A 24,686-nucleotide genomic window follows, 5' to 3' on the forward strand; every position below is an offset into this window, starting at 1 on the left:
AGTCTCGAATTTGCGTTATCGGCCAGAGGACAGGCGCATCCGGTTCAGCACCCCGTCCCGTTTGATGAAATGATGCCAGATGGCAAAGGCAGCGTGACCTAATGCGACGAACAACAGGGCATTGCCCACGGTTTCGTGGACCTCACCAGCAACATGGATACCCCCGAACCAGGCCAACATGCCGAAGATTGGCACCGCGACCATCAGCGCATAAAGCAAGAGATGTCCCAACTTTGCTGCGGTCGCCATCAGGGCCGAGCTCTCCTCAACCGGGGCAGGCGCGCCCTGTCGCCACCGTAGAAGGATGCGGACCAGGATCAGCGCAAAGACGATGCAGCCAAGCCAGACATGAGGGGTGGCCCCTTCTGTCCAGACCGTGTTGCCCTCGAGCCGGGCGTGCAGGGCCCGTCCCATGCCATCGCTGCTGATCCATTCGCCGATGATGATCACAGCGATCAGCCAGTGCAATACGATTTGGGGCTTTGAGTAGCGGTCCAAAGTAGACATTCGTTTGCTCTTTCAGAGAGGTTGCGGATACGCGTTAAACGTTGCTGCCTAAGCTTTCCGTCACTTCAGGCTCCGGGCGGGGGTGGCGGCAGGATCGTGAACAACTGCGCCAGTTCCCGTACCTCACCCGCCTTTTTCCAGCCGTCCTGACCGGCGGTCCAGACATGGGTGTCTCGTGTGATCTCTCCGTCTGTCGCCATGCGGCCCATCTTGGCCTTGGAAAATGGCCCGCTGGTTTGCCCGTCAACGGCGATATGCCAGACATGTTCCACTGGCGGTGGCGGCGGAGGCGCCGTATGCGCCGCAGGTTGCTGGGCAGCGGGGGCGGAACCGCCCCACGGACCGCTCGGCTGACCCGCTGCCATGTTCGACATCTGCTGTGCCATGGCCATGCCCATTCCCATGCCAAGGCCAGCGCCCATGCCACCGCCCTGACCGGGATTGTTGGCCGCGGCTGTCATCGCCTCAGCGGCTGAATACTGGGTGAATTTACCCAGATCACCAGCCAGCCCCATCGATGTCCGCTTGTCCAGCGCCGCTTCAACTGCGGGTGGCAGTGAGATGTTCTCGATATAAAATTCAGGCATCTCCAGCCCGTACCCGTCCAAGACCGGGGTCACTTCTGCCGCGATCAACTTGCCCAGATCGGCGGTATTGGCGGCCATGTCCAGAACCGGAATGCCTGATCCTGCGATGACCCGGCTGAATTCCTGAACGATGATATTGCGCACCTGAAAGCTGATCTCGTCCATCGTGAACTCACCATCGGTGCCGACGATTTCGATCATGAATTTTGCTGGGTCTTTGACCCGGGTTGTATAAGTACCGAAAGCGCGAATGCGGGTCGGTCCGAATTCCGGATCGCGCAGCATGATCGGATTCTTGGTGCCCCATTTCAGGTCATTGAAGCGAGTCGTGTTGACGAAATAAATCTCGGATTTGAACGGAGACTGAAAGCCATGGTCCCAATGCTGCAGTGTCGTCAGGATCGGCATATTGTTGGTCTCGAGCATATAGAGACCAGGAGTGAAGACATCCGCCAGCTGCCCCTCATGCACGAAAACGGCCGCCTGGCCTTCGCGCACGGTCAGTTTGGCGCCGTATTTGATCGCATGGCCCTCGCGTTCGAACCGCCAGACCATCGTATCGCGGGTGTCGTCGACCCAGTGGATGACGTCGATGAACTCGCCGGTCAGAAAATCGAAAATACCCATTTGGGGTCTCCTTATCTTGGGCTCACAGCTGCTGGCCCATCAGTTCGCGCGCAATGATCCGCACCACGGGACGCGCGTCTTCGACAGCCACGCCAGGCTCAAGACGCGGGTCATAGAGCATTGTCAGTAATTTCTCGTCATGGCTGGTCAGCAGCGCAAATTCATCGTCATCATTAAAGATGGAGGGTCGCGCAGCGTTGCTGTCATTGGAGAGTCCCAGCCCCTGCGCCATTTCTTCGTGGATGCAACTGCGCCGCAGCATATCAGGCAATTCAGCACGGATCAGCACCACCGCCCGAACAAACCGGTGCAGGGACCGGTTGGTCGGAGACGCGATGACAAAACAGTCAATATTTGAACGCGGGTTTGCAACCAGGTCTAGCAAAGGCTGATCGATACCGGGCACAAGCTGTTTCAGGCGGGAGACCACGTATGCACTGTCATCCTTTCCCGCGAAAAAGACATGGAAATTTGCCTTGCGGGTAACGACAGACATCGGATGGCCGGTCACTTTGGACAGCCGCGCGGTAAAGATCTCGACCTGTTCGGCATCCTTTGCCCGCATTTCGGGGGACACAGACGGGGCGAATTCTGTCTGAACACGGATAGGGGCGGACCATCGGCTAAGCTGGCCCTCGGTCGAGTATGTGGTCGCGGTGACGGCGTGATCTGGATACTCGTTGAAAAAGGCAATCGTCTCGAAATTCCGCTCCAGATCGCTGGCATCATAGGGTGTGTCCGGCCCGCCGCCATCGCTGCGCAGCATACCACGCGTTAGCAGGTCACGTTCTACCCGCTGATAGAACCGCGCAAGATCCTGACTGGCCGCAGATGGAGGTACATAGGCATTAGGGGCAGGCGCTGGGGGGGCTACGGGGCGCGGTTGAGGGGCAACCGAAGACGTCAGGGCCTCGTCGCAGTTGGCCAGCGCCAGCAATGCGACCAGACCCAATACAGGCTTCAGATATCCCTGTGACCGCACCTTCAATCCACCATCAGCCCGGAACAGCTGTTCCGGCGTTGTCACCGATACCGTCCTTGCGCGCTTTGGCTGCGGCCAAAGTGTCGCGCAGTTCGGTTTCCATCTTCTGCAGCTCTTGCTCGGCAGCGGCGCGTTTGGCCTTGCCTTCATCCGCAATCTCCAGGCTTTCATTGATGGTTCCGATCAGATCGGCATTGGCCTGTTTTACGGCCTCGATATCAAAGACACCGCGCTCCATTTCCTGACGGATCACCTTGTTCGACTCGCGCAGGTTGGCGGCATTCGCAGTCAGAAGGTCGTTGGTTAGGTCATTCGCATCGCGCACGGCGGCGGCGGCCTCGGCGCTGCGCTGAATGGTGACGGCTTGTGCCAGCTGGGTTTCCCAGAGTGGCACGGTGTTCACCAGGGTCGAGTTGATCTTGGTCACCAGGGATTTGTCATTTTCCTGAACCAGACGGATCGAGGGCAGCGACTGCATGGTGACCTGCCGCGTCAGCTTCAGGTCATGCACCCGGCGTTCCAGATCATCGCGCGCAGCACGCAAATCGCGCAGCTCCTGCGCTTTCATCACCTGATCCTCTTCGGGAGCGGCCTGAACCTCGGCCTCTTTCTGAGGAATGTCCTGACTGTCCAGTTCGTTCAGCTTCTCTTCGCCGGCCGCGATGTAAAGCGCCAGCTCATCATAAAAGCCCAGCGTCTTTTCATACAGGATGTCCAGGGACTTGATGTCCTTCAACAGCGTATGTTCATGCGAAAGCAAGTCATCCGTGATCCGGTCGATCTGGCCTTGAACCTGTTCGTATTGGGCGGTGAACTTGGCGAACGGGGCGGCCTTGCCCAGCAGTTTTTCCCACCAGCTACGCTCGCGCCGCACGTCGAGTTCGCTGACCGAGAAACCACGGATCGTGGTCACGATATTACGCAGGCTGTCACCTGCCGGACCGACATCTTTGTTACGTACATCCGCCAGCATCGCCTGGCTGATTTCCTGCAACTCGGCCTGCGCACCCGAGCCGAAGGACACGATGGAATTCGTGTTCCCCATGTCGATCTCGCCCATGCGTTTACGAATTTCAGCACCTACAGGCTCGTCGGCCTCTTTCAGAAGGACAATTTCCGCCGTGGGGTCGGGCAGGGCGACGGCGGTCACTTCCTGTAGCAGCGTTTCGGCTTCGACTGCCTTGTTCTTTACTTCCTCGGACATGGGGTAATCCTCTCTGTATACTTCGGGCCGGTCAGTCCAACCGAACGCCTTCGCGCTGCAACCGTTCGCGCAGCACGTCAATTTCAACCGTCAGATCGCTGCGGTCATCCAATAGCATCTTACGGGTCCTGGCAGAGAAATTCTGTTCCAGGTCATCCAGTAGAGACGAGTAATTCTGCAGCGACTGTGCATCACGTGTTCTCGCATAAACATCCGAGAACTTGACCGTCGCGTCACGGGCACCCTGCAGATAGACGGTCAGGTATTTTCTTGCTCCGGCCAGATCGCGCGGATCTTCTTCGACGGTGCGAAACAAATCGCGGGCAGTTTCCTGAAATCGCTCGACCCGCGCTTCGATCCGGCGGTCCCCAGCACGTTTGATGGCGTCGGTCATTTCGGTCAGATGCGCCTCAGCGTCTTCGACTACCCGTGCGACACGGTCCTGCTGAAAGGTATCGATGCCTTCCATGCCTTTGTCTGACATAGGGTCCAGGCCGAAGGAAACGGAATGCAACACAGCAGCGGCGGTGCCGAATAAAACTGGGGCGATGAGGCTGGCGTCAGACACGGTTGCCGCATCGAGAAACTCGGATCGGTATGAGGCCAATCCAGCCCCAAGGCCGGTCAGAACGCTGGAAAATATCTTGCGGGGAATTGCCGGGCGCCGGGCTGTGCGCCGCGCGTTATAGGCCGCTTCGGCCCGCAACCCTTCGCGCAGCAGAAAGGCCGCCCCGGTCAGCAAACCAGCGGCAATCAGGCCAATGGTCATCCCGATTGCACCGTCGTTCAGCGACAGAAACACCAATGGAACAGCCGGGATAAACAGGATATTAGCCCGTGCTCCAGCTGGTTCTACGCGCGCGCCATCAAACTGACCGCGCGCCGGTTGATCTGTCGACGAATCTGAGTCGTTTGGGCTGTATTTGCCGCCAAAGCGTTTGGCCATGTGCTTACAGCCCTCCCAGTAATCCGGTGCAGACGCCGAACAACAGAACCAATAAGGCCACGTAAGCCAGTTTTTGTACTCCGGACCCGGACATGATGCTCCCTGAGTTTCTCTTTGCGGAAAACTTAGGGGATGCGCGGCCCCGGCGCTAGGGGGAAGGTTACCTAACCCTTATCATTTGCGAGATTTCTTGCCGATCGGAGGCCGTTTGCGCTGTGGCCGTGCAGGGCGTTTGGCCGGAGCCTCGGGCTCAGCCTCAAGACCAAGCTGATCACGCATGACCCGGCGGCGAATTTCCTCGACCTCTCCGGGTTTCAGTTTGCCCAACTGAAACGGGCCGTACGAGACGCGCAGCAACCGGTTCACGGCAAAGCCGATATCCTCGATCGCGCGGCGGATTTCGCGGTTTTTACCTTCGCGCAGGCCAATGGTCAGCCAGGCGTTTGCACCCTGTTGCCGATCGAGTGTTACTTCCATCGGTTGGAACCGTTCACCCTCGATCACCAGCCCCTTTCGGAGCGGCGCGAAATCCTCGTCTTTTGGACGCCCGTTTACACGGACGCGGTATCTGCGCAGCCATCCGGTGGCAGGCAGTTCCAGCTTGCGCTTGATGCCGCCATCATTTGTCAGCAACAGCAACCCTTCCGAGTTCAGGTCAAGCCGCCCGACGCTCATGACGCGGGGCATGTCCTCGGGCAACTTGTCGAAGATCGTCGCGCGGCCTTTTTCGTCCTTCGTCGTCGTAACCAGACCGGGTGGCTTGTGGTACAGCCAAAGACGTGACGGTTCCGGCTCGGACACCGGCTTGCCGTCGACGGTGATCTTGTCTTTGGCGGTAACGTTCAGCGCGGGGCTGTCGATGGTCTTGCCGTTCACAACCACACGACCTGCTTCGATCATGCGTTCCGCTTCCCGGCGCGAGGCGACGCCAGCGCGGGCAAGGACTTTGGCGATCCGGTCGCCTGGAGGAGGGGTATTAGTCATTTGCAGCCCATAGCGCATCCCGCCGCCTTGCGAAAGGCAGGTTTCTGATGCAGTCAGAGGCATGGAGTTCAGATCGTACATGGATATCGCGCTTGAGCAGGCGCGCGAAGCCGGTGAACGCGGCGAAGTTCCGGTAGGGGCTGCTATCGTGCTGGGCGACCGGGTTGTCGCCGTGGCAGGCAATCAGACACGCGAGTTGAACGACCCAACCGCACATGCCGAGATTCTGGCCCTGCGCGTCGCCTGTGCTGCGACCGGATCGGAACGCCTGATTGACCACGACATCTATGTCACACTGGAACCCTGCGCGATGTGCGCCGCGGCTTTGGCCGCCGCTCGTGTTCGGCGGATCTATTACGGGGCCTCTGATCCCAAATCGGGTGGGGTAGCTCACGGGGCGCGTGTGTTTTCCCATCCACAGTCGCACCATAAACCCGAAGTGTTTGACGGTATTGCCGCCAAGGATTGCGAAGCCCTGCTGCGCGAATTCTTCACCAAAAAGAGGGCCAGTAAATAATCTGGGTTGGGACCACCGGCCTGCGGTGCTAGGGTTTGGCCCAGTCCACGCGATAGACCGTCTGTGGACCACCGAACCCCTTTAGTTGAGCCGAAATCGGAGCGCTGAACTGCAGCCCGGCGGTCGCGCCCAGCAGCAATCGGGTAACGTCGGTGACAAGAATTTCATTTGCGCCACAAAGGCCAGTCACCCGTGCGGCCTTATTGACCACTGATCCAAAGAAATCCTCGTCCCGCTGAATGACATCGCCGGTATGAATGCCAACCCGAAGACCCAAGGGTATATCCGACTGTAGGGCCGCATTTTCCCTCTGGAATTCGGTCGCCGCTTGGATCGCGTCGTGGACAGAGGAGAAGATCGACATCGTGCCATCTCCAAGTGATTTGACCAGTCGGCCGCCATGGGTGTGAATCAGATTTTCAGCCAGATCGAAATGGCTGGATATGAGCGCGGTCCATTTGTGATCTCCGACCTTACGCGTAATTTCAGAAGAACCCGCGATATCAGTAAACATGACCGATGCCGCGCCCTCTTGTTGATCCTGAGTGAATTCCTGCCGAGCTGCCGCGATCAATGCGTTCAGCGCTTCATGCTCGATCCCGATTTTCTCCATGTTCGAAGTCGGGTTGGAGACATGCATCTGGATCATCTTCCAGACACCGTTTTCCAGATGCAATACAAAGGTGAACCTATGGAGTGTGGCTTTGCCGTTTGATGTGAATGCAAGTGTTGCTTCGCAATGGGCCCATCCTATGTCACCGCATTCAAACGCCTCGAGCGAATGTTCGTCCCAGCTGAAATCCGGAATTTCGCGGGTGTGGTCGGCAAAGCCCTGGCGGAACACCTGTCCGGACCAGCTTTCGCCATCTGCCGACCCCTGATACCGCAGATGTTCAGATGACGAGAGCAGGTTCATCAGCGCGGCGCGATCCTTGAGGCGAACCGCATCATTCCAGCGCCGTATGACAGCGACCAGTTCTGGAGAGGGTGTTACCGCGTTACTCATCAAGCGGCTACAGCTTGATGGCTTGCATCAGCTGCGGTTCGATCACCTCGACACCCGGCAAACCGTCCGCCAGCACCTGCGCGGATTGTTCCAGAATCGGGAAGGTCTTGTAATGGCAGGGAATCACGGTTTTGAAATTGAAATAGCGCTTTGCAGCATAGGCGGCGCCTCTCATGTCCATGGTAAAGTGGCCCCCTGCGGACAGGATACCAATATCGGGATTATAGTAATCCCCCATCCAGTCCATATCGGCCATGATATCGGTGTCGCCCGAAACATAGAGCATGTGCCCCTCGGATGAGATCATGAAACCGACCTCGCTGCCGCCGGTTCGCAGCCCGTCTGGGGTCGAAAATGTCGAGCTGTGCGAGGCGGGTACCATCGAGACCATAACACCGTTCAGGTTGACCGTGCCGCCTTTGTTGAAGCCGACTGTTTCCAGACCCTCGGCTTCGCTCCAGTACCCCATTAGGTCATACTGACCGACCACGGGGACGTTCAGATGTTTGGCCAATGAGACAACGTCAACAACATGATCGAAATGCGTGTGTGTCAGCAGGATATGTGTCGCGTCTTCCAAAGCAGCGTCATGCTGATCTTCAGGCAAAACGGGGTTGCCGGTCAGCCAAGGGTCGATCAGAAGAACCTGTCCTGCTGTTTCAATGCGAAAGCTGCCATGCCCAAGCCAGATGATATTCATGAAAAGCACTCCCAAATGAACTGTTGGCTGCAGACTAGCATCGGGTATGTAAAATTTCATGGATTGGTTTCGGGAAATTGACAGTTATTGCGAGCGTTTATCGCCTGCCTATTGGGCAGAGCCGATAAATGCGGTTACGAATGCCGCCTTTTTGATTGCGGCTTTCATTATGTGGCGGCGGGTGCGCGGGCCGGGGATGCCATTGGCAAAAATGCTTGTGGTTATCCTGGTCGGCATCGGAATTGGCAGTTATTTGTTTCACACCCATGCACAGGTCTGGTCCGCGTTGGCGGATACAGCACCCATCCTGCTTTTTATCCTGACCTATATTTTTGCAATGAATCGCGACGTCTGGCAGTTGCGGCCGCTTTACGCGGGGATCGGCGCGGCCCTGTTTGTGCCATATGCCGCTTTGACGATTCCGGTGTTCCAACTGATTCCGGGTCTGGGCGGATCGGCCGCCTATGCTCCGGTGCCGCTATTGATCCTGATTTACGCCGTCCTGTTGTCGAAATGCCTGCCTGATACCGCCCGCGGGCTGGCGACCGGCGCAGTGATCCTGATCGTGTCAATTACCTTTCGCGCTTTGGACGCACCGATTTGCACGCAGTTCCCGACTGGCACGCATTTTCTGTGGCACATCCTGAACGCCACGATGTTGGGCTGGATGATCGAGGTCTACCGCAGGCACCTAAGCCGTGCGTCTCAGGCCTGAAACGCAGCAGCCAGTTCTGTCGGCAGGTCAAATTCGGCCAGAACCCTGGTGCGTGCATCGGATGACATCTTACGCGCGGTTTTCTCGACAATGCTGAGGATTTTTTCCTGCGAGTGCTTTGCGGCGAAGGGAGCGAAATACCATTTGAGGAACACAAAACAGGCCACATCTTCCAGCGCCTGTACCTCGTTGTCACGTTTGATACCCTGCTTGCGCACCATGCGTCCGGCGTCTTGGATTTCGTTTTCTTCAAATCCGCACTGCTTCATCAAGGTCATGACGGTTTGCGCATGGTGTTCGCCCTGCGCCTTGCGCCAAGCCAGATACCCTGCGCGCCCTTCGGGATATTCACTTCGGGCCAGCTTCCAGCGTTCAACATGTTGCCCGCGTGCGGCGATCTCAAGCGAGTTCGATGCATCGGGAAAAAGCCTGGCCAGTTCAGCGCTCATGCGTTGTCCGTAAAGCAACGCTGCGGGTTGGCCGTTCTCTAAGGTTGGATCTTGGGTGTTGGCTGCGTCGATTGCGTCCAGGACTGCCTGTTTTCGCGCGCTCATTCTATGCTCCGTGGCCTTGCCGGAAATCCGGCGGTGTGTTCGGACGCATCGTAGCGAGTCGGCAAATCAAACGCAGCAGTCAAATGCGAAATTCCGGGTCGGAGAGGGGGATCCGACCCGGACGAAGTTGTGGCGTCAGTTACCCAGCTTCGTTTTGTCCTGTGTAACTGGTTCGGAAACCTGATCGGGGAAAGACAGGTCGCGGGTTAGCGAACCCATGGTGGGTCCGAATGCCTGAGCTTGCGTAGCAAGAACAGTAGTGGCCAACACAAATGCGGTCATGAGCGTTTTCATCATCTTACTCCAGTTAGTGGCTGTGCCATGCTGTAAGAAGTGAACGGCGCAGTTCACTTTTTCAAGGCGAATTCTGAACTAATTGGTTTACTTTTGTGCATAGGCGCTATGCAATTTTGTATGGCTAAGCCACCTCCTTGCATAGAAGGGGCAGAACAACCGCCTGCTACCCTTGCGACCGAGGCATCAGACAGGTAAATGCCCCCTGACGCATATGAGGTTTTCCGATGTCGATTGACCAAAGCACCGCCGCAAAGGTGGCCAAACTGGCCCGGATCAAGGTCGAGGATGACGCGCTGCCTGCGCTGGCATCCGAGTTCAACACCATTCTTGGGTTCATCGAACAGTTGAATGAAGTGGATGTCGACGGTGTCGAGCCGATGGTTTCGGTCGAACCGATGCGCCTGAAGCGCCGCGAGGATATGGTCACCGACGGCAACCAGCAGGACAAGGTTCTGGCCAATGCCCCCGACGCACGCGAAGGTTTTTTCGCAGTCCCCAAAGTGGTGGAGTAAGACATGAGTGATCTGAACAAACTGGGCCTGGCCGAAGCCCGCGACGCGCTGCGTGCCGGTGATGTCACCTCGGTCGAGCTGACCGAAGCCTGCTTGACCGCCATTGATGCAGCAGATGCGCTGAACGCTTTTGTTCATAAAACCCCCGAGATCGCGATAGAACGTGCCAAGGCAGCGGACGCGCGCATCAAAGCGGGTGATGCGCCGTCGATGTGTGGTCTGCCGATCGGCATCAAGGACCTATTCTGCACCAAGGGCGTGCCCTCGCAGGCAGCCTCAAAGATTCTCGAAGGCTTCAAACCTGAATACGAATCTACCGTTTCGCAGCAACTGGCCGACGCGGGGGCCGTGATGCTGGGCAAGCTGAACATGGACGAGTTTGCAATGGGCAGCAGCAACGAAACTTCGATCTATGGCAATGCGGTCAGCCCGTGGCGCCGTGGCAATGACGACGCACAGCTGACACCGGGCGGGTCCTCCGGCGGATCGGCTTCGGCCGTGTCGGCTGATCTGTGTCTGGCCGCCACTGGCACCGATACTGGCGGCTCGATCCGTCAGCCTGCGGCCTTTGTCGGCATTACCGGCATCAAGCCAACCTATGGCCGGTGTTCGCGCTGGGGCATCGTGGCCTTTGCATCCTCGCTGGATCAGGCCGGGCCGATGACCAAGAATGTCCGCGACGCGGCGATCATGCTGGAAACCATGTGCGGTCATGACCCCAAGGATTCCACCAGCGCCGAGTTGGCCGTCCCGAATTTCGAGGCCATGCTGACCGGCGACATCAAGGGCAAGAAGATCGGTATCCCCAAGGAATACCGAATGGACGGCATGCCCGCCGAGATCGAAAAGCTCTGGGCAGATGGCGCGGCGATGCTGAAGGACGCGGGGGCCGAGATCGTCGACATCTCGCTGCCGCATACCAAATACGCGCTGCCCGCCTATTACGTGATTGCGCCTGCCGAAGCGTCCTCGAACCTGGCGCGTTATGATGGTGTCCGCTATGGCCGCCGCGCGCAGTTGGGGCAGGGCGACGGCATCACCGAGATGTACGAGAAAACCCGCGCCGAAGGCTTCGGGCACGAGGTGCAGCGCCGGGTGATGGTCGGGACATATGTTCTGTCGGCGGGTTTCTATGACGCCTATTACAACCGCGCCCGCAAGGTCCGCACGTTGATCAAGAAAGATTTCGAGGACGTTTTCGCCGCCGGTGTTGACGCCATCCTGACCCCGGCCACGCCGTCGGCGTCGTTCGGTCTGGGTGAAATGACCGAGGCGGATCCGGTTCAGATGTATCTGAACGACGTCTTTACCGTGACGGTCAACCTTGCTGGATTGCCGGGCATTTCGGTTCCTGCAGGTCTTGATTCTCAGGGTTTGCCGCTTGGTCTGCAGCTGATTGGCCGTCCATGGGACGAAGGCGATTTGCTGAACACGGCCTATGCGCTGGAAAGCGCTGCGGGCTTTGTGGCCAAGCCGGGGAAATGGTGGTAATCCTCTGATCAACAAGACAACGTAGAACGGAGCAGCTGGATGCGCTTTTCGATTCTGATCCCCGCAATCGGGTTGATGGCCGCCTGTAACACGGTGGCCCCGGTTCAGGGTACAGGATTCAACACCCCGACTTATCAGGCGCAAAGAGAAGCTGAGCTGGCAGGGCAGGGCGGCACTGGAAGCCCTCTGCCGGAACCCTATGAGGTCTCGCAGCAACCCTTGGGCTCGCCAACATCCGGCGTGGATGGCGCTGACCTGGCCACGGCCACTGCTGCAGCGCTTGCAAGCACCTCGACGCAGGCGGCCGCCGCTTCAGCATCGGTGCCGACTGCGAGCAACAGCGGCATCTCTGACGAACAGGATTTTGCTGCGGTTTCTGAACGTCGCAGTATCGAAACCGATGCTGCTCGAATCGAACAGAACAGCCAAACCTATGAGGTTGTCGCCCCAACCGCGGTTCCGCAACGCGGAGCGGATGGTCAGCCAAACATCGTCCAATACGCGCTGAGCACATCCAATCCGGTCGGTGCCCAGCTTTACAGCCGTGCAGGGTTCAACCTGCAGGCCAAGGCACAGCGGAATTGCGCGAAATTCCAATCGGCGGACCAGGCGCAGATCGAGTTCCTGTCAAATGGCGGTCCCCAGAAGGACCGCAAGGGGCTGGACCCTGATGGCGACGGATATGCTTGCGGCTGGGATCCCAGCCCGTTCCGCAGTGCCGTCAACAACTGATCCAAAGCCCATCTGGCACCCATCCCCCAATTTCGGAGATCGCCGGGATGGGCTGACGCCGTCATTGATCGTTTTGCACTACACCGCAATGGACAGTGCACAGGCTGCGCTGGATCGCTTGTGTGACCCGGCCTTCGAAGTCTCTGCGCATTACCTGATCGGTTCCGATGGCACGCTTTGGCAAATGGTGCGCGAAGAGGACCGGGCCTGGCACGCCGGGGCAGGAGAGTGGCGCGGGCGAACCGATATCAATTCGCGTTCGATTGGGATAGAACTGGACAATCTTGGCACCCATCCTTTTCCCGAACCTCAGATGACCACGCTTGAGTGGCTTCTGGCCCGTATCATGGCCCGATGGGCGATTGCACCGGACGGGGTTATCGGCCATTCCGACATGGCTCCGGGGCGCAAGGTCGACCCCGGCCCTCGCTTTCCCTGGCAACGGCTCGAACATCTCAATCTTGCTGGCCAACGTGGCCAGGATGATGGCCCGCAAGAGGCCTCGATGCCGCTGTTCCGTGCGTTGGCGCAACAGATGGGCTTTTCGCCCGAAACGGACGACGACACGCTGCTTGCCACCGTGCGTCTCAGATACCGCCCTTGGGCCAAAGGCCCGTTGGAACCTGCGGATTTCACCTCGCTCGGCCATGCGGCGCTCTGGACCTGATCGGCTTTTCATCTGACCAAAAATATCTCGGGGCTGAATTGACCGCAGGCCAAGAAGGGGCTGCCCCTTAACGCCCTATCGGCCCTTGACGCGGCCTGACACTGCGCATACCCACGTCTCCGCGCGGAGGGCCGGATGGCTGCTGGGGCGTAAGCCCGAGAGGAAAGTCCGGACTCCACAAGACAACGGTGCCGGGTAACGCCCGGGCGGGGCAACCCGACGGAAAGCGCCACAGAAATCAGACCGCCATGCGTGCATGGTAAGGGTGAAACGGTGGGGTAAGAGCCCACCGCGCCCCTGGCAACAGGGGTGGCACGGCAAGCCCCACCGGGAGCAATGCCAAATAGGGTCCCCACGCGGGCAGGTCGGCGTCCGCCGATACCGCCGCTAAGTGCGTCTTGGCCGAGAGGGACCGGGTTGGCAGCTTGAGCCGTGCAGCAATGCACGGCCTAGAGGAATGGTCATCGAAGGGGGCAACCCTGGAACAAGATCCGGCTTACAGGCCCTCCGCGCGTTAATATTGCTAAGACGAATCGCGTTGTTCCACAGGTGGGTCACGGCTGGAGTCATCCTTTGATACAGGTCTTGCTGTGGCTGCTGAGCTGGCATCCCTTGTGGCCGAAATGGCCGCGTAAAGGTCTGCGATAAGCTGGGGGCAGGGACGATCTTGTGTTTTGATGAAATCTGCGCCGATCTACCCGAATTCAGGTTGACTCGGCTGCATGACCGGGTAAAAGCGCACGCTCATAGGAATTCAACCGAAAGGCCCCTGCCTTTTCGGACGCAGGAGATAACCATGGCGAAGCCGACGACAATCAAGATCCGTCTGAACTCGACCGCGGGCACGGGCCACTTCTATGTGACCAAAAAGAACGCGCGCACCATGACCGAGAAAATGACCGTTCGTAAATACGACCCGGTCGTTCGGAAGCATGTCGAGTACAAGGAAGGCAAGATCAAGTAATCTGCCGTCCTGCTTGGACAGAATGACAAGGGTCCTGTTTCGACAGGGCCTTTTTCGTTTGCGCGACGATGTTTCATACCTGAATCTATCGGCTCAAGGCAGCCGGAGCGCGCTTGGAGGCCGTTGCAGCTAAGCATCAGCAGCCGAGGCATTCGTTTGCCCGCTGGGTTGCTTTTTGGAATGTATTGCAACTACGCTTGAGCTAACCGTTCCAAAATGTTGGCCGTCATGAAAAAAATCTTGTTATCCACAGCAACTATTCTGGCTCTCGCAGCCTGTGAAGACCCCTATAACCGCGAGGGTGTTGGCTTTACGGGCATTGATGGTGAGCCGCGGAGCATCAGCGAAGTGCCGGGTGCGGCGGCGTTTGTTCCAGAGTCCACCAATGTTCCGGCAGAGTTGGCAGAGCTGCCCCCGGTCCGAGTTTCAACGGACGAGACCGATCCGGGTAAAATTGCACGTGTTGCAATAGAAAATGGCGCGCGCAGCGATACCAGCGCAGTAGTCGTTTCTGGCTCAGATACAAACCTGTTCCTGAGCACTGTTGAAGTGAACGGAACGCTTTTCGGCGTCGTTCGTACCGAAAATAGCCGCACCAGGGTTCCGAATACGATTGGTGCAAACTTTGGTACTGGCGCCGAACAATTCACTGGCTGCTTGCCTGTCGGCGACGTTTATCGCAAAGGTTCAGAAAAGCGCAGTTCCGGATTTGCTGTTCAGTTGAACTGCAGCTAAAGTTCCGTTCGCTTTCAATTCCAAGGCCTCGTCATCAGGACGGGGCCTTTCTTTTTGGGAGCACGTGGCGAGGAGCTGACCGCAGGGCGACCTGCTGCAGGCCGCAAAAGAAAAGGGCGGGTCGTTTCGGACCCGCCCTGTTTATTTGCTGCTGTAATGCGGTGTGCTACTCTTGTTGCCCCATGAACATCAGCAAGAACTGGAACATGTTCAGGAACGAGATATAGAGGCTCAGCGCGCCGTCTATAGCCGCTTTGTTCAGCCATTCCTGGTCACCATGTGTTGCATGCGCAACGTAGGTGTTTTTGATGTCCTGTGTGTAGAACGCCGTCAGGCCAGCAAAGATAATCACTCCGATTGCCGAGATCGCGAACATCATCGCAGGCGATTGCAGGAACATATTTATGACCATCGCCACCAGCAGGCCGATCACACCCATAATCAGGAATGTGCCCATGCCGCTTAGATTGCGCTTGGTGGTGTAGCCAAACAGGCTCAGACCAGCAAAGGCAATCGAGGTCACAATGAACGTCTGCGCGATCGAGTAAGGAGTGTAGATCATGAACACCGAGCTCATCGAAACGCCCATAACGGCCGCGAATACGAAGAAACCCAGTTGCACCGCCGCAGCCGACCCGCGCCGCATCAGCGCGCCCCAGCCAAAGATCAGGAATGCCAGCGGTGAGAACATCACTATCCATTTCAGCGGCGACAGGAACAGGGTGCCGCCCAGGCTGGTCAGATAACGATCAGCGCCGATCTGAGCAACTGCGTTGCTTGGATCTGAGGTCACGGCAAGACCAGCAATAGCCCAGGCCGCGAGTGCCGTAATCAGCATGCCCACGGACATTGTGCCGTAGACTTTGTTCATATGGGCGCGCAGGCCCTCGTCAATCTGGGCAGCGCGCGTACCGGTCGCCGTCCGGATCGTGTCAAATTGTGCCATTAAAAGGTCTCCCTCCACATATTCTTTTTGCGTCCCGATGTCAGGCCGCGCTCCTCGCAAATATCGTCAAGTGCGGGCTGTGTTTCAAGGGTTTAACGTGGGAAACAGGCTAAAACACGCAACAAAAATGGCGGCTTCGAGGTGTCAGCCGCCATTCAGTGGTAAAAGTAGTGGATTAGGTTCATTTTTGCCAGAATTCCGGAGCATCCCATATGCGGCGTTTTGCTTCGGCTTCGGCTTCTTCACGGGTAATGCCGATATCGAGAAGGGCGCGGTCGTCCAATCTGGCGAGCTGACAGCGTTGGCGCCGTAGCGATAGCGCATCCAGAACAGAAGTGAGCTTAAAGCGCTGCCGTGGCTTGCAATATGTTGAAGCTGTGATTTGCGTCATAGCCTTGTCCTTTCGGTTTTGCTGATGTGTTGTGCCTATTGCATCAACTTCCTTGATTTATATGGAGGGCTGTGACACATTTTGAAAATGAATATTATTGAACACATCCATAAGGAATCGTGAAGATGCGAAATCTGGACATCACCACTCTCCGCTCCTTTGTGGCAGTTGCCGATCAGGGTGGCGTGACGCGGGCAGCCGGTTTCCTGCACCTGACACAATCTGCCGTATCGATGCAGCTAAAGCGGTTGGAGGAGCTTTTAGGTCTGGAGCTGCTGGACCGAAGTGGCAGAACCATCGCGCTGACAGCGTCGGGAGAACAGCTTTTGGCCTATGCCAGACGCATGATCTCGTTGAATGACGAGGTGATGTCCAAGCTGACGGATCAGGCCTATGAGGGCGAGGTCGTTCTTGGTGTGCCGCATGATATCGTCTATCCGGCGATTCCCCGGGTGCTGCAGCGATTCAACGCGGATTTCCCACGCGTCCGTGTGCAGCTTATCTCCTCCTATTCGCTGCAACTGAAGGATATGTTTAAGCGCGGAGACTGCGATTTGATCCTAACGACCGAGGCGACAGTGGGGCAGGGGGCCGAGACGATTGCCGAGCTTCCTTTGCGCTGGATTGGTGCGCCGGGCGGGTCTGCCTGGCGAAAACGCCCCATTCCGCTAGCGCTTGGGCGTCGGTGTCTGTTCAGGCCGCAGGTCATTGCTGCGCTGGATGCGGCTGGAATTCCCTGGGAGCTTTCGGTGGAAACCGAAAACGACCGTACTATCGAGGCAACGGTCAGCGCCGATTTGGCGGTTCATGCCATGCTCGAAGGGACAGAGGCCGCACATCTTGCCCAGATCGATTCGGGTGGCGTCCTGCCCGAGCTTCCTGCGCATATGATAAATCTGTATGGCGGCGAAACTGGCCGCGGGGCCGTGGTTGAGGCGTTGGCGACGCTGGTGCGCCAGAACTTTCGTTTGCTTGGGGGGGTGCCGCTCAAAGCCGTTGTCGGTTGATCATCCCTTAAGGGGTTATGACAACTTTCCCGGTGGCCGTCCTGTCGCGCAGCATGGCCAGTCCGCGTTCGGCTTCGGACAGGGGCAGGACATGGCTGATATGCGGTTTGATGCGGCCCTCGCTATGCCAGCGAAACAGCGTTTCAAAGCTGTCCGTCACAATCTGAGGTCGAAACTTCAAGTAGCCGCCGATGTAGAGCCCGATGACTGTCAGGTTCTTGACCAGTAGGTGGTTGGCCGGAATTTGCGGCACCTCACCGCCCGCAAAGCCAATGGGCAGGATGCGACCTTCGGGGTTGGTCGCGCGAAAGGCGGCTTTAAACACATCGCCGCCGATCGCGTCATATACGACATCCGCGCCTCCTAATGCCTGGACACGGGCGCGCAGATCTTCGGATGCGTCGATCAGATGATCGGCCCCGGCCCTCTGTGCCACCTTGAGTTTCTCACTGCCGCGCGCCTGCGCAATAACCGTGGCGCCCATAAGCTTGCCGATCTCTACCGCCGTCAGGCCGACGCCACCTGCCGCACCGGTCACCAAAAGGGTTTCGCCGGGCCTGAGCCGCGCACGATGATCCAAGGCAATATGACTGGTGCCATATGTGATCTGAATTGCGGCGGCGTCTTCAAAGCTCATAGAGTCAGGGATTGCGATTGCACGATCGGCGTCGAACACTCCGAATTCAGCGAGGCCACCCTGGCCGGAATAGACAGCGACACGGTCACCCGGGTTCAGGTGGCGTACATTGTTTCCAATTTCGCGAACAATCCCTGCGACTTCCATGCCCAAGGAAAAGGGCGCCACCGGGGTGTCCTGATACGTCCCCTTCTGCATAAGGAGATCCGCAAAATTCAAACCGCAGGCTTTGATTTGAATGCAGACCTGGCTGTCGCCGGGTTCTGGCAGGTCAATATTGCAAAGCTGGGCCTTGGCCCCGTTGGTCTGGATATGAAACGCCAGCATGATTTGGCTCCGTCTTTTCGGGCATAGGTCAGTGCTGTCGTGGTCTTGTCAATCTGTTACCCTGCTGAAGACCCCGTTAATCCGGTGTTGATCAGGTGGTTGTTTCCAGATCGGAATCAACGTGTGCGCGGTATTCACAACACAACTATAAACCATTGTTTGTGGAATCAGATTCAACCTTCTTGAAAAAAGCGCCAAAAAACGTAATAGTGCGCTATGGTGCTGATTTGGGGGGCATGTTCCAAATTAGGGAGTGGTTAAGTCGGGCTCGCTAATGTTGCGGTAACAAAGCATGTTGCGCACCCGTCTCAGTTGTGTGTGTAAGGGAGGATAGTACCAATGACCCATCACGTCGATGTCCATGTGGGCAAACGCGTCAGGCATCGCCGCTGGCTGATTGGCATGACCCAACAGCAGTTGGCACAGCAAGTTGGTATCAAGTTTCAGCAAATCCAGAAATATGAAACCGGTGCCAATCGAATCAGCGCGTCTCGTCTTTGGGACATTGCCGAGGCATTGGATGTTCCGGTCAGTTTCTTCTTTGAAGGCCTGGAAGAGGTCGAGAAAGGAAGCTCGGATAAGAAATCGGTTCCTGCAGACCTTATGGGCGACAAAGAAGCCCTGGATCTCGTCCGCTCTTACTATGCCATACCGGAAAACCAGCGTCGCCGCTTGTTCGAGCTTGCGCGCGTTCTGAGTGATGTTGCCTGATTTCGCGGGTTGACTCTGATCCTGACGGAACGCACGGGTAGCGTATGGATAAGGTGTCGCTGAGTGATCTTGAAGTAGCTGAAGAAATGGCCGACGCAGCGCGTTCGGCCATTCTTCCTTTTTTCAGGCAGTCTAATCTTGAGACTTCAAATAAGCTGGATCAGGGATTTGATCCGGTCACTGTCGCCGACCGCGCAGCCGAAAAAGCCATGCGCGCGGTTTTAGCCCGACATCGGCCCCAAGATGGAATATTTGGCGAGGAATATGGGCAGCACGAGGGGCAAAGTGGCCGCACCTGGGTTCTGGATCCGATCGACGGCACCCGAGGGTTTATCAGCGGGACACCGACATGGGGGGTTCTGATTGCGCTTAGCACGCAGGACGGGCCAACCATGGGGATCATCGACCAGCCGTATATCGGGGAACGCTTCATCGGCTCGGCGGATATCGCGCGAAGCCATGGTCCTACGGGCGATATGTCCCTGAAGACCCGTTCAACACCTTCTCTGGACCAGGCGATTCTGTTCACGACCTTCCCCGAGGTCGGCGCGTCGGAAGATCGTGCCGGGTTTGAGGCTGTGTCACAGCACGTACGCCTGACCCGCTATGGAATGGATTGCTATGCTTATGCTCTGCTTGCAGCGGGTCAGGTGGATTTGGTGATCGAAGCAGGTCTGAACGCCTATGACATTCAGGCTCCAATCGCCGTGATTCATGCGGCTGGCGGTATCGTCACAGACTGGCAAGGCGGCCCCGCCCATAATGGCGGTCGGGCTCTGGCGGCGGCAAACCCGGATATTCACGCAGCTGCGCTGGAAATTCTGCGCAACTTCTGAAAATTGTTGCGGCGACCCGGCGAGCGGATTAACCTTGAGCCGGCTGGTTCTTGTGCCCGTTTTCCGCCAGCTTTTGCACTCCATGCATGAAACGGGCGATGCAAGGAGAGCAAGATGACTGGTATCCTCATCAAAAATGCAGACACGATCCTGACCATGGATGACCAGCGCCGAGAGCTTTCGGGCGCGGATATTCTGATCCGAGATGGACAGATCGAACAGATCGGCCACGGGTTGCAGGCAACCGCAGAGATCCATAATGCAAGCGGATGTGTGGTTACGCCCGGCCTCGTGAACACGCACCACCATCTGTACCAGACCCTGACCCGCGCCGTGCCTGGCGGGCAGGATGCGCTTTTGTTCGGATGGCTGAAAACGCTCTATCCGATCTGGTCGCGATTTGGCCCCGAAGAGATGTTCGTATCCGCCCAGATCGGTTTAGCCGAGCTGGCTCTGTCGGGATGTACGCTCAGTTCTGATCACCTGTATCTATACCCCAACGGCGCGCGTCTGGATGACACCATTGCTGCGGCGGCTGAGGTCGGCCTGCGGTTCCACCCAACGCGCGGTGCGATGAGTATTGGCGAAAGCGATGGCGGCCTGCCACCGGATGCTCTGGTCGAAGCCGAAGCAGCTATTCTCGAAGACATGATGCGTGTGGTCGACGCCTTTCATGACCCGTCAGAGGGTGCAATGTGTCGGGTCGGGCTGGCACCTTGCTCGCCGTTCTCTGTCAGTCGCGACTTGATGCGAGACACGGCCAATCTGGCCCGTGACAAAGGCGTAATGCTCCACACCCATCTGGCCGAAAATGACGAGGATATCGCCTATTCTCAGGAACAATTCGGGTGCCGTCCTGGTCAATATGCCGAGGATTTGGGATGGACCGGATCAGATGTTTGGCACGCCCATTGCGTGAAACTGGACGGGGCAGAGATTGATCTGTTTGCCCGGTCCCGGACTGGCGTGGCCCACTGTCCCTGTTCGAACTGCCGGTTGGGCTCGGGGATAGCACCGGTAAGGTCGATGCGAGATAGTGGCGTGCCTGTGGGTCTTGGCGTCGATGGGTCGGCCAGCAATGACAGCGGCAATCTGATCCTCGAGGCGCGGCAGGCTATGTTGTTGCAGCGAGTCGCAAGCGGTGCCGATGCCATGTCCTCTCGCGAGGCGCTTGAAATTGCCACGCGGGGTGGGGCGGATGTCTTGAACCGACCTGATTGCGGCCGTCTGGCTATCGGTAAGCGTGCCGATATAGCCATTTGGGATACGCGCGGCATCGAAAGCGCGGGCAGTTGGGATCCGGCAGCCCTGTTGCTTGCCGGTCCGACGAGGGTAAAGCACCTGTTTGTCGAAGGCCGTCAGATCGTGCGGGACGGGCAGATCGCAACGCTGGATCTGCCCCGGGTGATTGAACGGCAGAACCGATTGGCCCTTGCCTTGCAATCCTAGGTCCTGACAGGTTGACCTGCGATCCAAACCTCGGCAATCGCCCTGTCATCGCCCATCATGATGGTGGGAAAGATGGCCTCCCACAAATCATCGGCGCAGGCCTCGCGTTGCGCGATGGCCGGGGTTGAGGCGAGATCGAGCACGATCAGGTCGGCCTCCATTCCCGGGGCGATATTGCCGATGCTGTCATCCAGCCTCAGCGTTCGGGCCGACCCTACGGTGCCCAGCCACAGCAGTTGCGCGGCGTGCAGCGGCGTTCCGCGCAGTTGTCCGATCTCATAGGCCGATGCCATCGTGCGCAGCATCGAGAAACTTGAACCGCCACCAGTATCCGTTGCCAGACCAACCCGGTGTCCGTCGCGCATCAACCCTGCCATGTCGAACAGTCCTGACCCGATAAAGGTGTTTGAGGTCGGACAATGGATCAACGCAGCGTCGACCTCACGCAGTCGGTCGCGCTCACGTGCCTCAAGGTGGATGACGTGGCCATACAGGCCGTTGGGGCCCAGCAGGCCGAACTTTTCATAGGTGTCCAGATAATCGCGGGCGTCGGGAAACAGCTCGCGTACCCAGGCAATTTCATCAGTCTGTTCGCTGAGATGGGTTTGCATCAGGCAATGGGGATGCTCTGCCCATAATGCGCCCATGGCCTCTAGCTGTTCGGGTGTGGAGGTGGGTGAGAAACGCGGCGTAATCGCATAGGACAGGCGGTCGATCCCGTGCCATTTCTCAAGCAAGGCCTGGGACTGGTCATAGGCGGTTTGCGCCGTATCCCTCAGACCATCGGGCGCGTTACGGTCCATGCAGGTTTTGCCCGCAACCACCCGTTGACCGCGTTGTTTGGCCGCAAGGAAAAAGGCATCAACACTCTCGGGATGGATGGTGCAATAGCTGCACATCGTGGTGGTGCCATGTGCCGCTGTCAGGTCCAGATACCGGTTGGCAATCTCAGAGGCATAGGCTGCATCGCCGAATTTCATCTCTTCGGGGAAGGTATAGGTGTTCAGCCAGTCGATCAGGCGTTTGCCCCAACTGGCGATCATGGCGGTCTGCGGATAATGCACATGCGCATCAACAAATCCTGCAAGGATCACGTGCTGACCATGATCCACGACTTTTGCCTCGGGGTGGGCGTTGTTCAGACTGTCGGCATCCGATACGCTGGAAATCCGACCGTTTTCGATCAGAACCGCTTCGCTGATTTTGACAGCCTCGGTCGGTTCGCCCTCGAACGGGGTGCCAGTGAAACTCAGGACACGCCCTTTCAGCAGCGTTTTTTGCGCCATACTCATTCATCTCCGCCTGTCTGGGACTGCGAAACAGCATAGGGGCAGGAAAGTTGTCGGTAAATCGGCGCATTGTCATTGTTTTCCGGTAGCTGCTTCTTCTATTTAGGGGCCAATGGGCGAACAGAGCGGGGGCAGATATGACAACAGGTATTAACGAACCCGTAAGTGAGCCGACTTCTGATGATGACGCTTATGCACTGGATCGTCGAACGGTAGCATCCATTCTGTATGCAGTTGATGTTGATGACCGCGATAAGCTGGTCGAATTGATGGACCCGCTGCACGCTGCCGACATCGCCGACCTTCTGGAACAGATCAACCCCTATGACCGCACCCGGTTGATCCGTCTGTATGACAAAGAGTTCGACGGCGATATTCTGTCTGAACTGGACGAAGGTGTCAGGGAAGAAGTTATTGAAGTCCTGCGTCCCGATGTTCTGGCGGATGCCGTACGCGACATGGAAAGCGACGATGTCGTCGATCTGCTGGAAGACCTTGAAGAGCCGCAGCAAGAAGCCATCCTGGGTGCGCTGGAGGATTCCGAACGGATCGCGGCCGAACAGGCGTTATCCTACCCGGAAAACTCGGCCGGACGGCTTATGCAACGCGAAGTCGTCATGGCGCCCGAGCATTGGACAGTTGGGCAGGCCATTGATTTTATGCGTGCCAATGACGGACTGCCAGAACAATTCTACCATTTGGTTCTTGTTGATCCGCGGTTGAAGCCAACAGCACAGGTAACACTGGGCAAACTCATGGCCACCCGGCGCGAGGTGCCTCTGCACGAAATTGCCGAAGAAGAGTTCTATACCATTCCCGTCGATCAGGATGAAGAGGACGTGGCCTATGCGTTCAATCAGTACCACCTGATCTCGGCCCCAGTGGTGGATGGTGACGGACGGCTTGTTGGTGTGATCACCATTGATGACGCGATGGTGGTGCTGGATGAGGAATACGAAGAGGATATGTTGCGCCTAGCCGGTGTCAGCAACGAAAGCTCGCTGTCCGACAGTGTGGCCGCGACCAGCAGGCGACGCCTGCCGTGGTTGGCGGTCAACCTGTGTACTTCGATCTGCGCCTCGCTGGTGATTTCCCAATTCGAGGCGGCGATTGATCAGTTGGTGGCATTGGCCATTCTGATGCCGATTGTGGCCTCGATGGGGGGCAATGCGGGGACACAATCGCTGACCGTCGCAGTGCGAGCCCTGGCAACGCGCGACCTGACAGGTGCGAACGTAATGCGGGTGATCCGACGGGAACTGCTGGTGGGCATGTTGAACGGGCTGTGTTTTGCCACCGTTCTGGGCGTGGTGGGAATGTATTGGTTCGGCTCGCCGTTGCTGGGTGTCGTGATTGGCTCCGCTCTGGTCGTGAACATGGTGATCGCAGGCTTTGCAGGTACGGTAGTACCGGTCGTGCTGGACCGGATGGGTGTTGACCCGGCGCTGGCGTCAGGGACCTTTGTGACGACAACGACGGATGTCATGGGATTCTTTATCTTTCTTGGGCTTGCCAGCGTGGTGCTATTGTGACCGATCTGACCGAAATCAAAGCTGCCGCGCGCAAGGCGGCCTTTGCCCGGCGCAAATCTGCGTTTGATGCAAATCCGCCCGGTGCCGCCGGGCGACTGTCTGAAATTCTGGCCGGGCACCGCGGAGTACCCCTGTCGGGTTATATGCCCATCCGGACCGAGAGTGACCCGCTGCCCGCCATGGCCGAGGCGTCCGCTTATGGCCCGGTTGGTGTGCCGGTTATTCAGGCGGCCGGGCAGCCGTTGAAATTCTCTCGCTGGACGCCCGAAGGTAGGCTGAAGGATGGTCCGTTTGGCGCCAAAGTGCCCGAGGTCGATGACTATTTCGATCCCGAAATTCTAATCGTTCCGCTGGTGGCATTCGATGCAAATGGGGGGCGTCTGGGTTATGGGGGCGGGTTCTATGACCGGACATTGGAAGGGCTGCGCGCGAAACGCCCGACTCTGGCCATCGGTTTTGCCTTCGATGCGCAAGAAGCAGACGGGCTGTCGCTGGAATCGACGGATCAGCCGCTTGATATGGTAGTAACTGAAAGCCGTGTGTTGACCTTTTAACGAAGGTATCAGCCCTGGTTTTTAGCGCGAAAATATTCCCAGGCATTTTTTTCGGTGCCATCAGGCAATATGCACACGCCGGTCTGACCATTCTCTCCGTCCCGAATTTCATACCGCCCACCGCTGTCGATGCAATAGATGGCCGAGGGGTTTGGCAGCTGTGGGTTTGAGTTGACCGCTTGCTCTTCCGAGCAGGCAGCAAGGGTGGCACAGACACCAAAGGTCAGACCGATCCGAAACATAAAGAATCTCCTAAATAAAGAGTTTTGCCGTTCATTGG

General features: G+C 57.7%; 28 protein-coding genes, 1 other RNA gene and 1 pseudogene. 15 read left to right on the top strand and 15 right to left on the bottom strand.

Annotated elements, in window-relative coordinates:
* Nucleotides 1–15: 15 nt before the first annotated feature.
* From AC2FJV_RS04200 to AC2FJV_RS04225, 6 genes and pseudogenes are all read right to left on the bottom strand, one after another.
* The gene (locus tag AC2FJV_RS04200) at nt 16–507 is read right to left on the bottom strand and encodes a cytochrome b (protein ID WP_281994944.1); all 492 of its coding nucleotides are present in this window, start codon (nt 505–507) and stop codon (nt 16–18) included.
* Nucleotides 508–572: 65 nt separating this feature from the next.
* The gene (locus AC2FJV_RS04205; RefSeq protein WP_496712787.1) at nt 573–1,721 is read right to left on the bottom strand and encodes an SPFH domain-containing protein; all 1,149 of its coding nucleotides are present in this window, start codon (nt 1,719–1,721) and stop codon (nt 573–575) included.
* Nucleotides 1,722–1,743: 22 nt separating this feature from the next.
* Nucleotides 1,744–2,748, bottom strand: a complete 1,005-nt coding sequence (locus AC2FJV_RS04210; protein ID WP_496693850.1) for a DUF2927 domain-containing protein — start codon at nt 2,746–2,748, stop codon at nt 1,744–1,746.
* Nucleotides 2,717–3,907 carry a toxic anion resistance protein gene (locus AC2FJV_RS04215; protein WP_496693849.1) on the bottom strand — a complete coding sequence of 397 codons (1,191 nt, stop codon included), beginning with the start codon at nt 3,905–3,907 and terminating at the stop codon, nt 2,717–2,719. Before AC2FJV_RS04215 ends, AC2FJV_RS04210 begins: the two co-directional genes overlap by 32 nt.
* Nucleotides 3,908–3,938: 31 nt before the next feature.
* A complete protein-coding gene (locus tag AC2FJV_RS04220; protein ID WP_271949379.1) occupies nt 3,939–4,853 on the bottom strand; it encodes a 5-bromo-4-chloroindolyl phosphate hydrolysis family protein in 915 nt (304 codons plus the stop codon).
* Between the two features lie 177 nt (nt 4,854–5,030).
* A pseudogene (locus AC2FJV_RS04225) lies at nt 5,031–5,837 on the bottom strand (pseudouridine synthase); the annotation flags it as partial.
* Nucleotides 5,838–5,898: 61 nt separating this feature from the next.
* On the opposite strand from AC2FJV_RS04225, the gene AC2FJV_RS04230 reads away from it, so the two are divergent.
* Complete coding sequence (locus tag AC2FJV_RS04230; RefSeq protein ID WP_496693848.1) at nt 5,899–6,354, top strand: nucleoside deaminase; 456 nt, start codon at nt 5,899–5,901, stop codon at nt 6,352–6,354.
* Between the two features lie 28 nt (nt 6,355–6,382).
* Here the strand turns inward: AC2FJV_RS04230 and AC2FJV_RS04235 are convergent, their stop codons facing one another.
* Both AC2FJV_RS04235 and AC2FJV_RS04240 read right to left on the bottom strand, forming a co-directional pair.
* Nucleotides 6,383–7,360 (bottom strand): nuclear transport factor 2 family protein, encoded by a 978-nt coding sequence (locus AC2FJV_RS04235; RefSeq protein WP_496689659.1) that lies wholly within the window; start codon nt 7,358–7,360, stop codon nt 6,383–6,385.
* A gap of 7 nt (nt 7,361–7,367) precedes the next feature.
* Nucleotides 7,368–8,060, bottom strand: coding sequence for a metal-dependent hydrolase (locus AC2FJV_RS04240; RefSeq protein ID WP_496689661.1), 693 nt, complete (start codon nt 8,058–8,060; stop codon nt 7,368–7,370).
* A 58-nt stretch (nt 8,061–8,118) separates the two neighbouring features.
* Between AC2FJV_RS04240 and AC2FJV_RS04245 the strand changes: the two genes are divergently transcribed.
* Complete coding sequence (locus AC2FJV_RS04245) at nt 8,119–8,775, top strand: ceramidase domain-containing protein (protein WP_271949387.1); 657 nt, start codon at nt 8,119–8,121, stop codon at nt 8,773–8,775.
* Here AC2FJV_RS04245 and AC2FJV_RS04250 read toward each other — a convergent pair.
* Entirely contained in the window at nt 8,766–9,329 is a 564-nt protein-coding gene (locus tag AC2FJV_RS04250) for a DUF4202 domain-containing protein (RefSeq protein ID WP_496689663.1), read from the bottom strand. The two genes, AC2FJV_RS04245 and AC2FJV_RS04250, sit on opposite strands and share 10 nt — an antisense overlap.
* Before the next feature lie 135 nt (nt 9,330–9,464).
* On the bottom strand, nt 9,465–9,623 hold the full coding sequence (locus tag AC2FJV_RS04255; protein ID WP_185956681.1) for a hypothetical protein: 159 nt from the start codon (nt 9,621–9,623) through the stop codon (nt 9,465–9,467).
* Between the two features lie 227 nt (nt 9,624–9,850).
* Between AC2FJV_RS04255 and gatC the strand changes: the two genes are divergently transcribed.
* The 7 genes from gatC to AC2FJV_RS04290 all read left to right on the top strand — a co-directional run bounded on the left by gatC (nt 9,851) and on the right by AC2FJV_RS04290 (nt 14,727).
* Nucleotides 9,851–10,138, top strand: coding sequence for an Asp-tRNA(Asn)/Glu-tRNA(Gln) amidotransferase subunit GatC (gene gatC, locus AC2FJV_RS04260; RefSeq protein ID WP_496690956.1), 288 nt, complete (start codon nt 9,851–9,853; stop codon nt 10,136–10,138).
* A 3-nt stretch (nt 10,139–10,141) separates the two neighbouring features.
* Complete coding sequence (gene gatA / locus AC2FJV_RS04265; protein ID WP_496712789.1) at nt 10,142–11,629, top strand: Asp-tRNA(Asn)/Glu-tRNA(Gln) amidotransferase subunit GatA; 1,488 nt, start codon at nt 10,142–10,144, stop codon at nt 11,627–11,629.
* Between the two features lie 39 nt (nt 11,630–11,668).
* Nucleotides 11,669–12,361: a hypothetical protein gene (locus tag AC2FJV_RS04270; protein ID WP_496712791.1), complete on the top strand. Its 693-nt coding sequence runs from the start codon at nt 11,669–11,671 to the stop codon at nt 12,359–12,361.
* On the top strand, nt 12,312–13,028 hold the full coding sequence (locus tag AC2FJV_RS04275) for an N-acetylmuramoyl-L-alanine amidase (protein ID WP_496712845.1): 717 nt from the start codon (nt 12,312–12,314) through the stop codon (nt 13,026–13,028). The genes AC2FJV_RS04270 and AC2FJV_RS04275 overlap by 50 nt, the downstream gene beginning before the upstream one ends.
* A gap of 123 nt (nt 13,029–13,151) precedes the next feature.
* An RNA gene (gene rnpB / locus AC2FJV_RS04280) (RNase P RNA component class A) lies at nt 13,152–13,543 on the top strand.
* Nucleotides 13,544–13,824: 281 nt separating this feature from the next.
* Nucleotides 13,825–13,992: a 50S ribosomal protein L33 gene (gene rpmG, locus AC2FJV_RS04285; protein WP_007799108.1), complete on the top strand. Its 168-nt coding sequence runs from the start codon at nt 13,825–13,827 to the stop codon at nt 13,990–13,992.
* A gap of 228 nt (nt 13,993–14,220) precedes the next feature.
* Nucleotides 14,221–14,727, top strand: coding sequence for a hypothetical protein (locus AC2FJV_RS04290; protein WP_185956682.1), 507 nt, complete (start codon nt 14,221–14,223; stop codon nt 14,725–14,727).
* 166 nt (nt 14,728–14,893) lie between these two features.
* Here AC2FJV_RS04290 and AC2FJV_RS04295 read toward each other — a convergent pair whose 3' ends face one another.
* Together AC2FJV_RS04295 and AC2FJV_RS04300 are read right to left on the bottom strand one after the other, a co-directional pair.
* Nucleotides 14,894–15,673, bottom strand: coding sequence for a Bax inhibitor-1/YccA family protein (locus AC2FJV_RS04295; protein WP_142636741.1), 780 nt, complete (start codon nt 15,671–15,673; stop codon nt 14,894–14,896).
* 181 nt (nt 15,674–15,854) lie between these two features.
* Entirely contained in the window at nt 15,855–16,064 is a 210-nt protein-coding gene (locus AC2FJV_RS04300) for a DUF1127 domain-containing protein (protein WP_142636743.1), read from the bottom strand.
* A 125-nt stretch (nt 16,065–16,189) separates the two neighbouring features.
* Here AC2FJV_RS04300 and AC2FJV_RS04305 point away from each other — a divergent pair, with 125 nt between their 5' ends.
* Nucleotides 16,190–17,071 carry a LysR family transcriptional regulator gene (locus AC2FJV_RS04305; RefSeq protein ID WP_142636745.1) on the top strand — a complete coding sequence of 294 codons (882 nt, stop codon included), beginning with the start codon at nt 16,190–16,192 and terminating at the stop codon, nt 17,069–17,071.
* A 7-nt stretch (nt 17,072–17,078) separates the two neighbouring features.
* Here AC2FJV_RS04305 and AC2FJV_RS04310 read toward each other — a convergent pair whose 3' ends face one another.
* A complete protein-coding gene (locus AC2FJV_RS04310; protein ID WP_496693843.1) occupies nt 17,079–18,035 on the bottom strand; it encodes an NADPH:quinone oxidoreductase family protein in 957 nt (318 codons plus the stop codon).
* A gap of 339 nt (nt 18,036–18,374) precedes the next feature.
* Between AC2FJV_RS04310 and AC2FJV_RS04315 the strand changes: the two genes are divergently transcribed.
* From AC2FJV_RS04315 to AC2FJV_RS04325, 3 genes are all read left to right on the top strand, one after another.
* Entirely contained in the window at nt 18,375–18,746 is a 372-nt protein-coding gene (locus AC2FJV_RS04315; RefSeq protein ID WP_142636749.1) for a helix-turn-helix domain-containing protein, read from the top strand.
* A gap of 44 nt (nt 18,747–18,790) precedes the next feature.
* Entirely contained in the window at nt 18,791–19,582 is a 792-nt protein-coding gene (gene hisN, locus AC2FJV_RS04320; RefSeq protein ID WP_281994937.1) for a histidinol-phosphatase, read from the top strand.
* Between the two features lie 114 nt (nt 19,583–19,696).
* Nucleotides 19,697–21,031, top strand: coding sequence for an 8-oxoguanine deaminase (locus AC2FJV_RS04325; protein WP_281994936.1), 1,335 nt, complete (start codon nt 19,697–19,699; stop codon nt 21,029–21,031).
* On the opposite strand, the gene guaD is transcribed toward AC2FJV_RS04325, so the two are convergent.
* Nucleotides 21,028–22,317 (bottom strand): guanine deaminase, encoded by a 1,290-nt coding sequence (gene guaD / locus AC2FJV_RS04330; RefSeq protein WP_496712847.1) that lies wholly within the window; start codon nt 22,315–22,317, stop codon nt 21,028–21,030. The genes AC2FJV_RS04325 and guaD overlap by 4 nt on opposite strands.
* Nucleotides 22,318–22,457: 140 nt before the next feature.
* Between guaD and mgtE the strand changes: the two genes are divergently transcribed.
* Together mgtE and AC2FJV_RS04340 are read left to right on the top strand one after the other, a co-directional pair.
* Nucleotides 22,458–23,852 (top strand): magnesium transporter, encoded by a 1,395-nt coding sequence (gene mgtE / locus AC2FJV_RS04335; protein ID WP_496712793.1) that lies wholly within the window; start codon nt 22,458–22,460, stop codon nt 23,850–23,852.
* The gene (locus AC2FJV_RS04340; protein WP_496712795.1) at nt 23,849–24,406 is read left to right on the top strand and encodes a 5-formyltetrahydrofolate cyclo-ligase; all 558 of its coding nucleotides are present in this window, start codon (nt 23,849–23,851) and stop codon (nt 24,404–24,406) included. The genes mgtE and AC2FJV_RS04340 overlap by 4 nt, the downstream gene beginning before the upstream one ends.
* Before the next feature lie 8 nt (nt 24,407–24,414).
* Here AC2FJV_RS04340 and AC2FJV_RS04345 read toward each other — a convergent pair whose 3' ends face one another.
* A complete protein-coding gene (locus tag AC2FJV_RS04345) occupies nt 24,415–24,648 on the bottom strand; it encodes a putative hemolysin (protein ID WP_142636759.1) in 234 nt (77 codons plus the stop codon).
* Nucleotides 24,649–24,686 lie beyond the last annotated feature (38 nt).

This window comes from Ruegeria sp. CDSA241 (assembly GCF_059611265.1).

Coding starts and splice junctions, on each gene's coding strand:
- AC2FJV_RS04315 (WP_142636749.1), top strand. CDS start 18,375: ATGACCCATCACGTCGATGTCCATGTGGGCAAACGCGTCAGGCATCGC.
- AC2FJV_RS04290 (WP_185956682.1), top strand. CDS start 14,221: ATGAAAAAAATCTTGTTATCCACAGCAACTATTCTGGCTCTCGCAGCC.
- AC2FJV_RS04325 (WP_281994936.1), top strand. CDS start 19,697: ATGACTGGTATCCTCATCAAAAATGCAGACACGATCCTGACCATGGAT.
- AC2FJV_RS04275 (WP_496712845.1), top strand. CDS start 12,312: ATGCTTGCGGCTGGGATCCCAGCCCGTTCCGCAGTGCCGTCAACAACT.
- AC2FJV_RS04310 (WP_496693843.1), bottom strand. CDS start 18,035: ATGCTGGCGTTTCATATCCAGACCAACGGGGCCAAGGCCCAGCTTTGC.
- AC2FJV_RS04255 (WP_185956681.1), bottom strand. CDS start 9,623: ATGAAAACGCTCATGACCGCATTTGTGTTGGCCACTACTGTTCTTGCT.
- guaD (WP_496712847.1), bottom strand. CDS start 22,317: ATGGCGCAAAAAACGCTGCTGAAAGGGCGTGTCCTGAGTTTCACTGGC.
- gatC (WP_496690956.1), top strand. CDS start 9,851: ATGTCGATTGACCAAAGCACCGCCGCAAAGGTGGCCAAACTGGCCCGG.
- AC2FJV_RS04240 (WP_496689661.1), bottom strand. CDS start 8,060: ATGAATATCATCTGGCTTGGGCATGGCAGCTTTCGCATTGAAACAGCA.
- hisN (WP_281994937.1), top strand. CDS start 18,791: ATGGATAAGGTGTCGCTGAGTGATCTTGAAGTAGCTGAAGAAATGGCC.
- AC2FJV_RS04250 (WP_496689663.1), bottom strand. CDS start 9,329: ATGAGCGCGCGAAAACAGGCAGTCCTGGACGCAATCGACGCAGCCAAC.
- gatA (WP_496712789.1), top strand. CDS start 10,142: ATGAGTGATCTGAACAAACTGGGCCTGGCCGAAGCCCGCGACGCGCTG.
- AC2FJV_RS04205 (WP_496712787.1), bottom strand. CDS start 1,721: ATGGGTATTTTCGATTTTCTGACCGGCGAGTTCATCGACGTCATCCAC.
- AC2FJV_RS04295 (WP_142636741.1), bottom strand. CDS start 15,673: ATGGCACAATTTGACACGATCCGGACGGCGACCGGTACGCGCGCTGCC.
- AC2FJV_RS04235 (WP_496689659.1), bottom strand. CDS start 7,360: ATGAGTAACGCGGTAACACCCTCTCCAGAACTGGTCGCTGTCATACGG.
- AC2FJV_RS04300 (WP_142636743.1), bottom strand. CDS start 16,064: ATGACGCAAATCACAGCTTCAACATATTGCAAGCCACGGCAGCGCTTT.
- AC2FJV_RS04220 (WP_271949379.1), bottom strand. CDS start 4,853: ATGGCCAAACGCTTTGGCGGCAAATACAGCCCAAACGACTCAGATTCG.
- AC2FJV_RS04215 (WP_496693849.1), bottom strand. CDS start 3,907: ATGTCCGAGGAAGTAAAGAACAAGGCAGTCGAAGCCGAAACGCTGCTA.
- AC2FJV_RS04270 (WP_496712791.1), top strand. CDS start 11,669: ATGCGCTTTTCGATTCTGATCCCCGCAATCGGGTTGATGGCCGCCTGT.
- rpmG (WP_007799108.1), top strand. CDS start 13,825: ATGGCGAAGCCGACGACAATCAAGATCCGTCTGAACTCGACCGCGGGC.
- AC2FJV_RS04345 (WP_142636759.1), bottom strand. CDS start 24,648: ATGTTTCGGATCGGTCTGACCTTTGGTGTCTGTGCCACCCTTGCTGCC.
- AC2FJV_RS04200 (WP_281994944.1), bottom strand. CDS start 507: ATGTCTACTTTGGACCGCTACTCAAAGCCCCAAATCGTATTGCACTGG.
- AC2FJV_RS04305 (WP_142636745.1), top strand. CDS start 16,190: ATGCGAAATCTGGACATCACCACTCTCCGCTCCTTTGTGGCAGTTGCC.
- AC2FJV_RS04245 (WP_271949387.1), top strand. CDS start 8,119: ATGGATTGGTTTCGGGAAATTGACAGTTATTGCGAGCGTTTATCGCCT.
- AC2FJV_RS04230 (WP_496693848.1), top strand. CDS start 5,899: ATGGAGTTCAGATCGTACATGGATATCGCGCTTGAGCAGGCGCGCGAA.
- mgtE (WP_496712793.1), top strand. CDS start 22,458: ATGACAACAGGTATTAACGAACCCGTAAGTGAGCCGACTTCTGATGAT.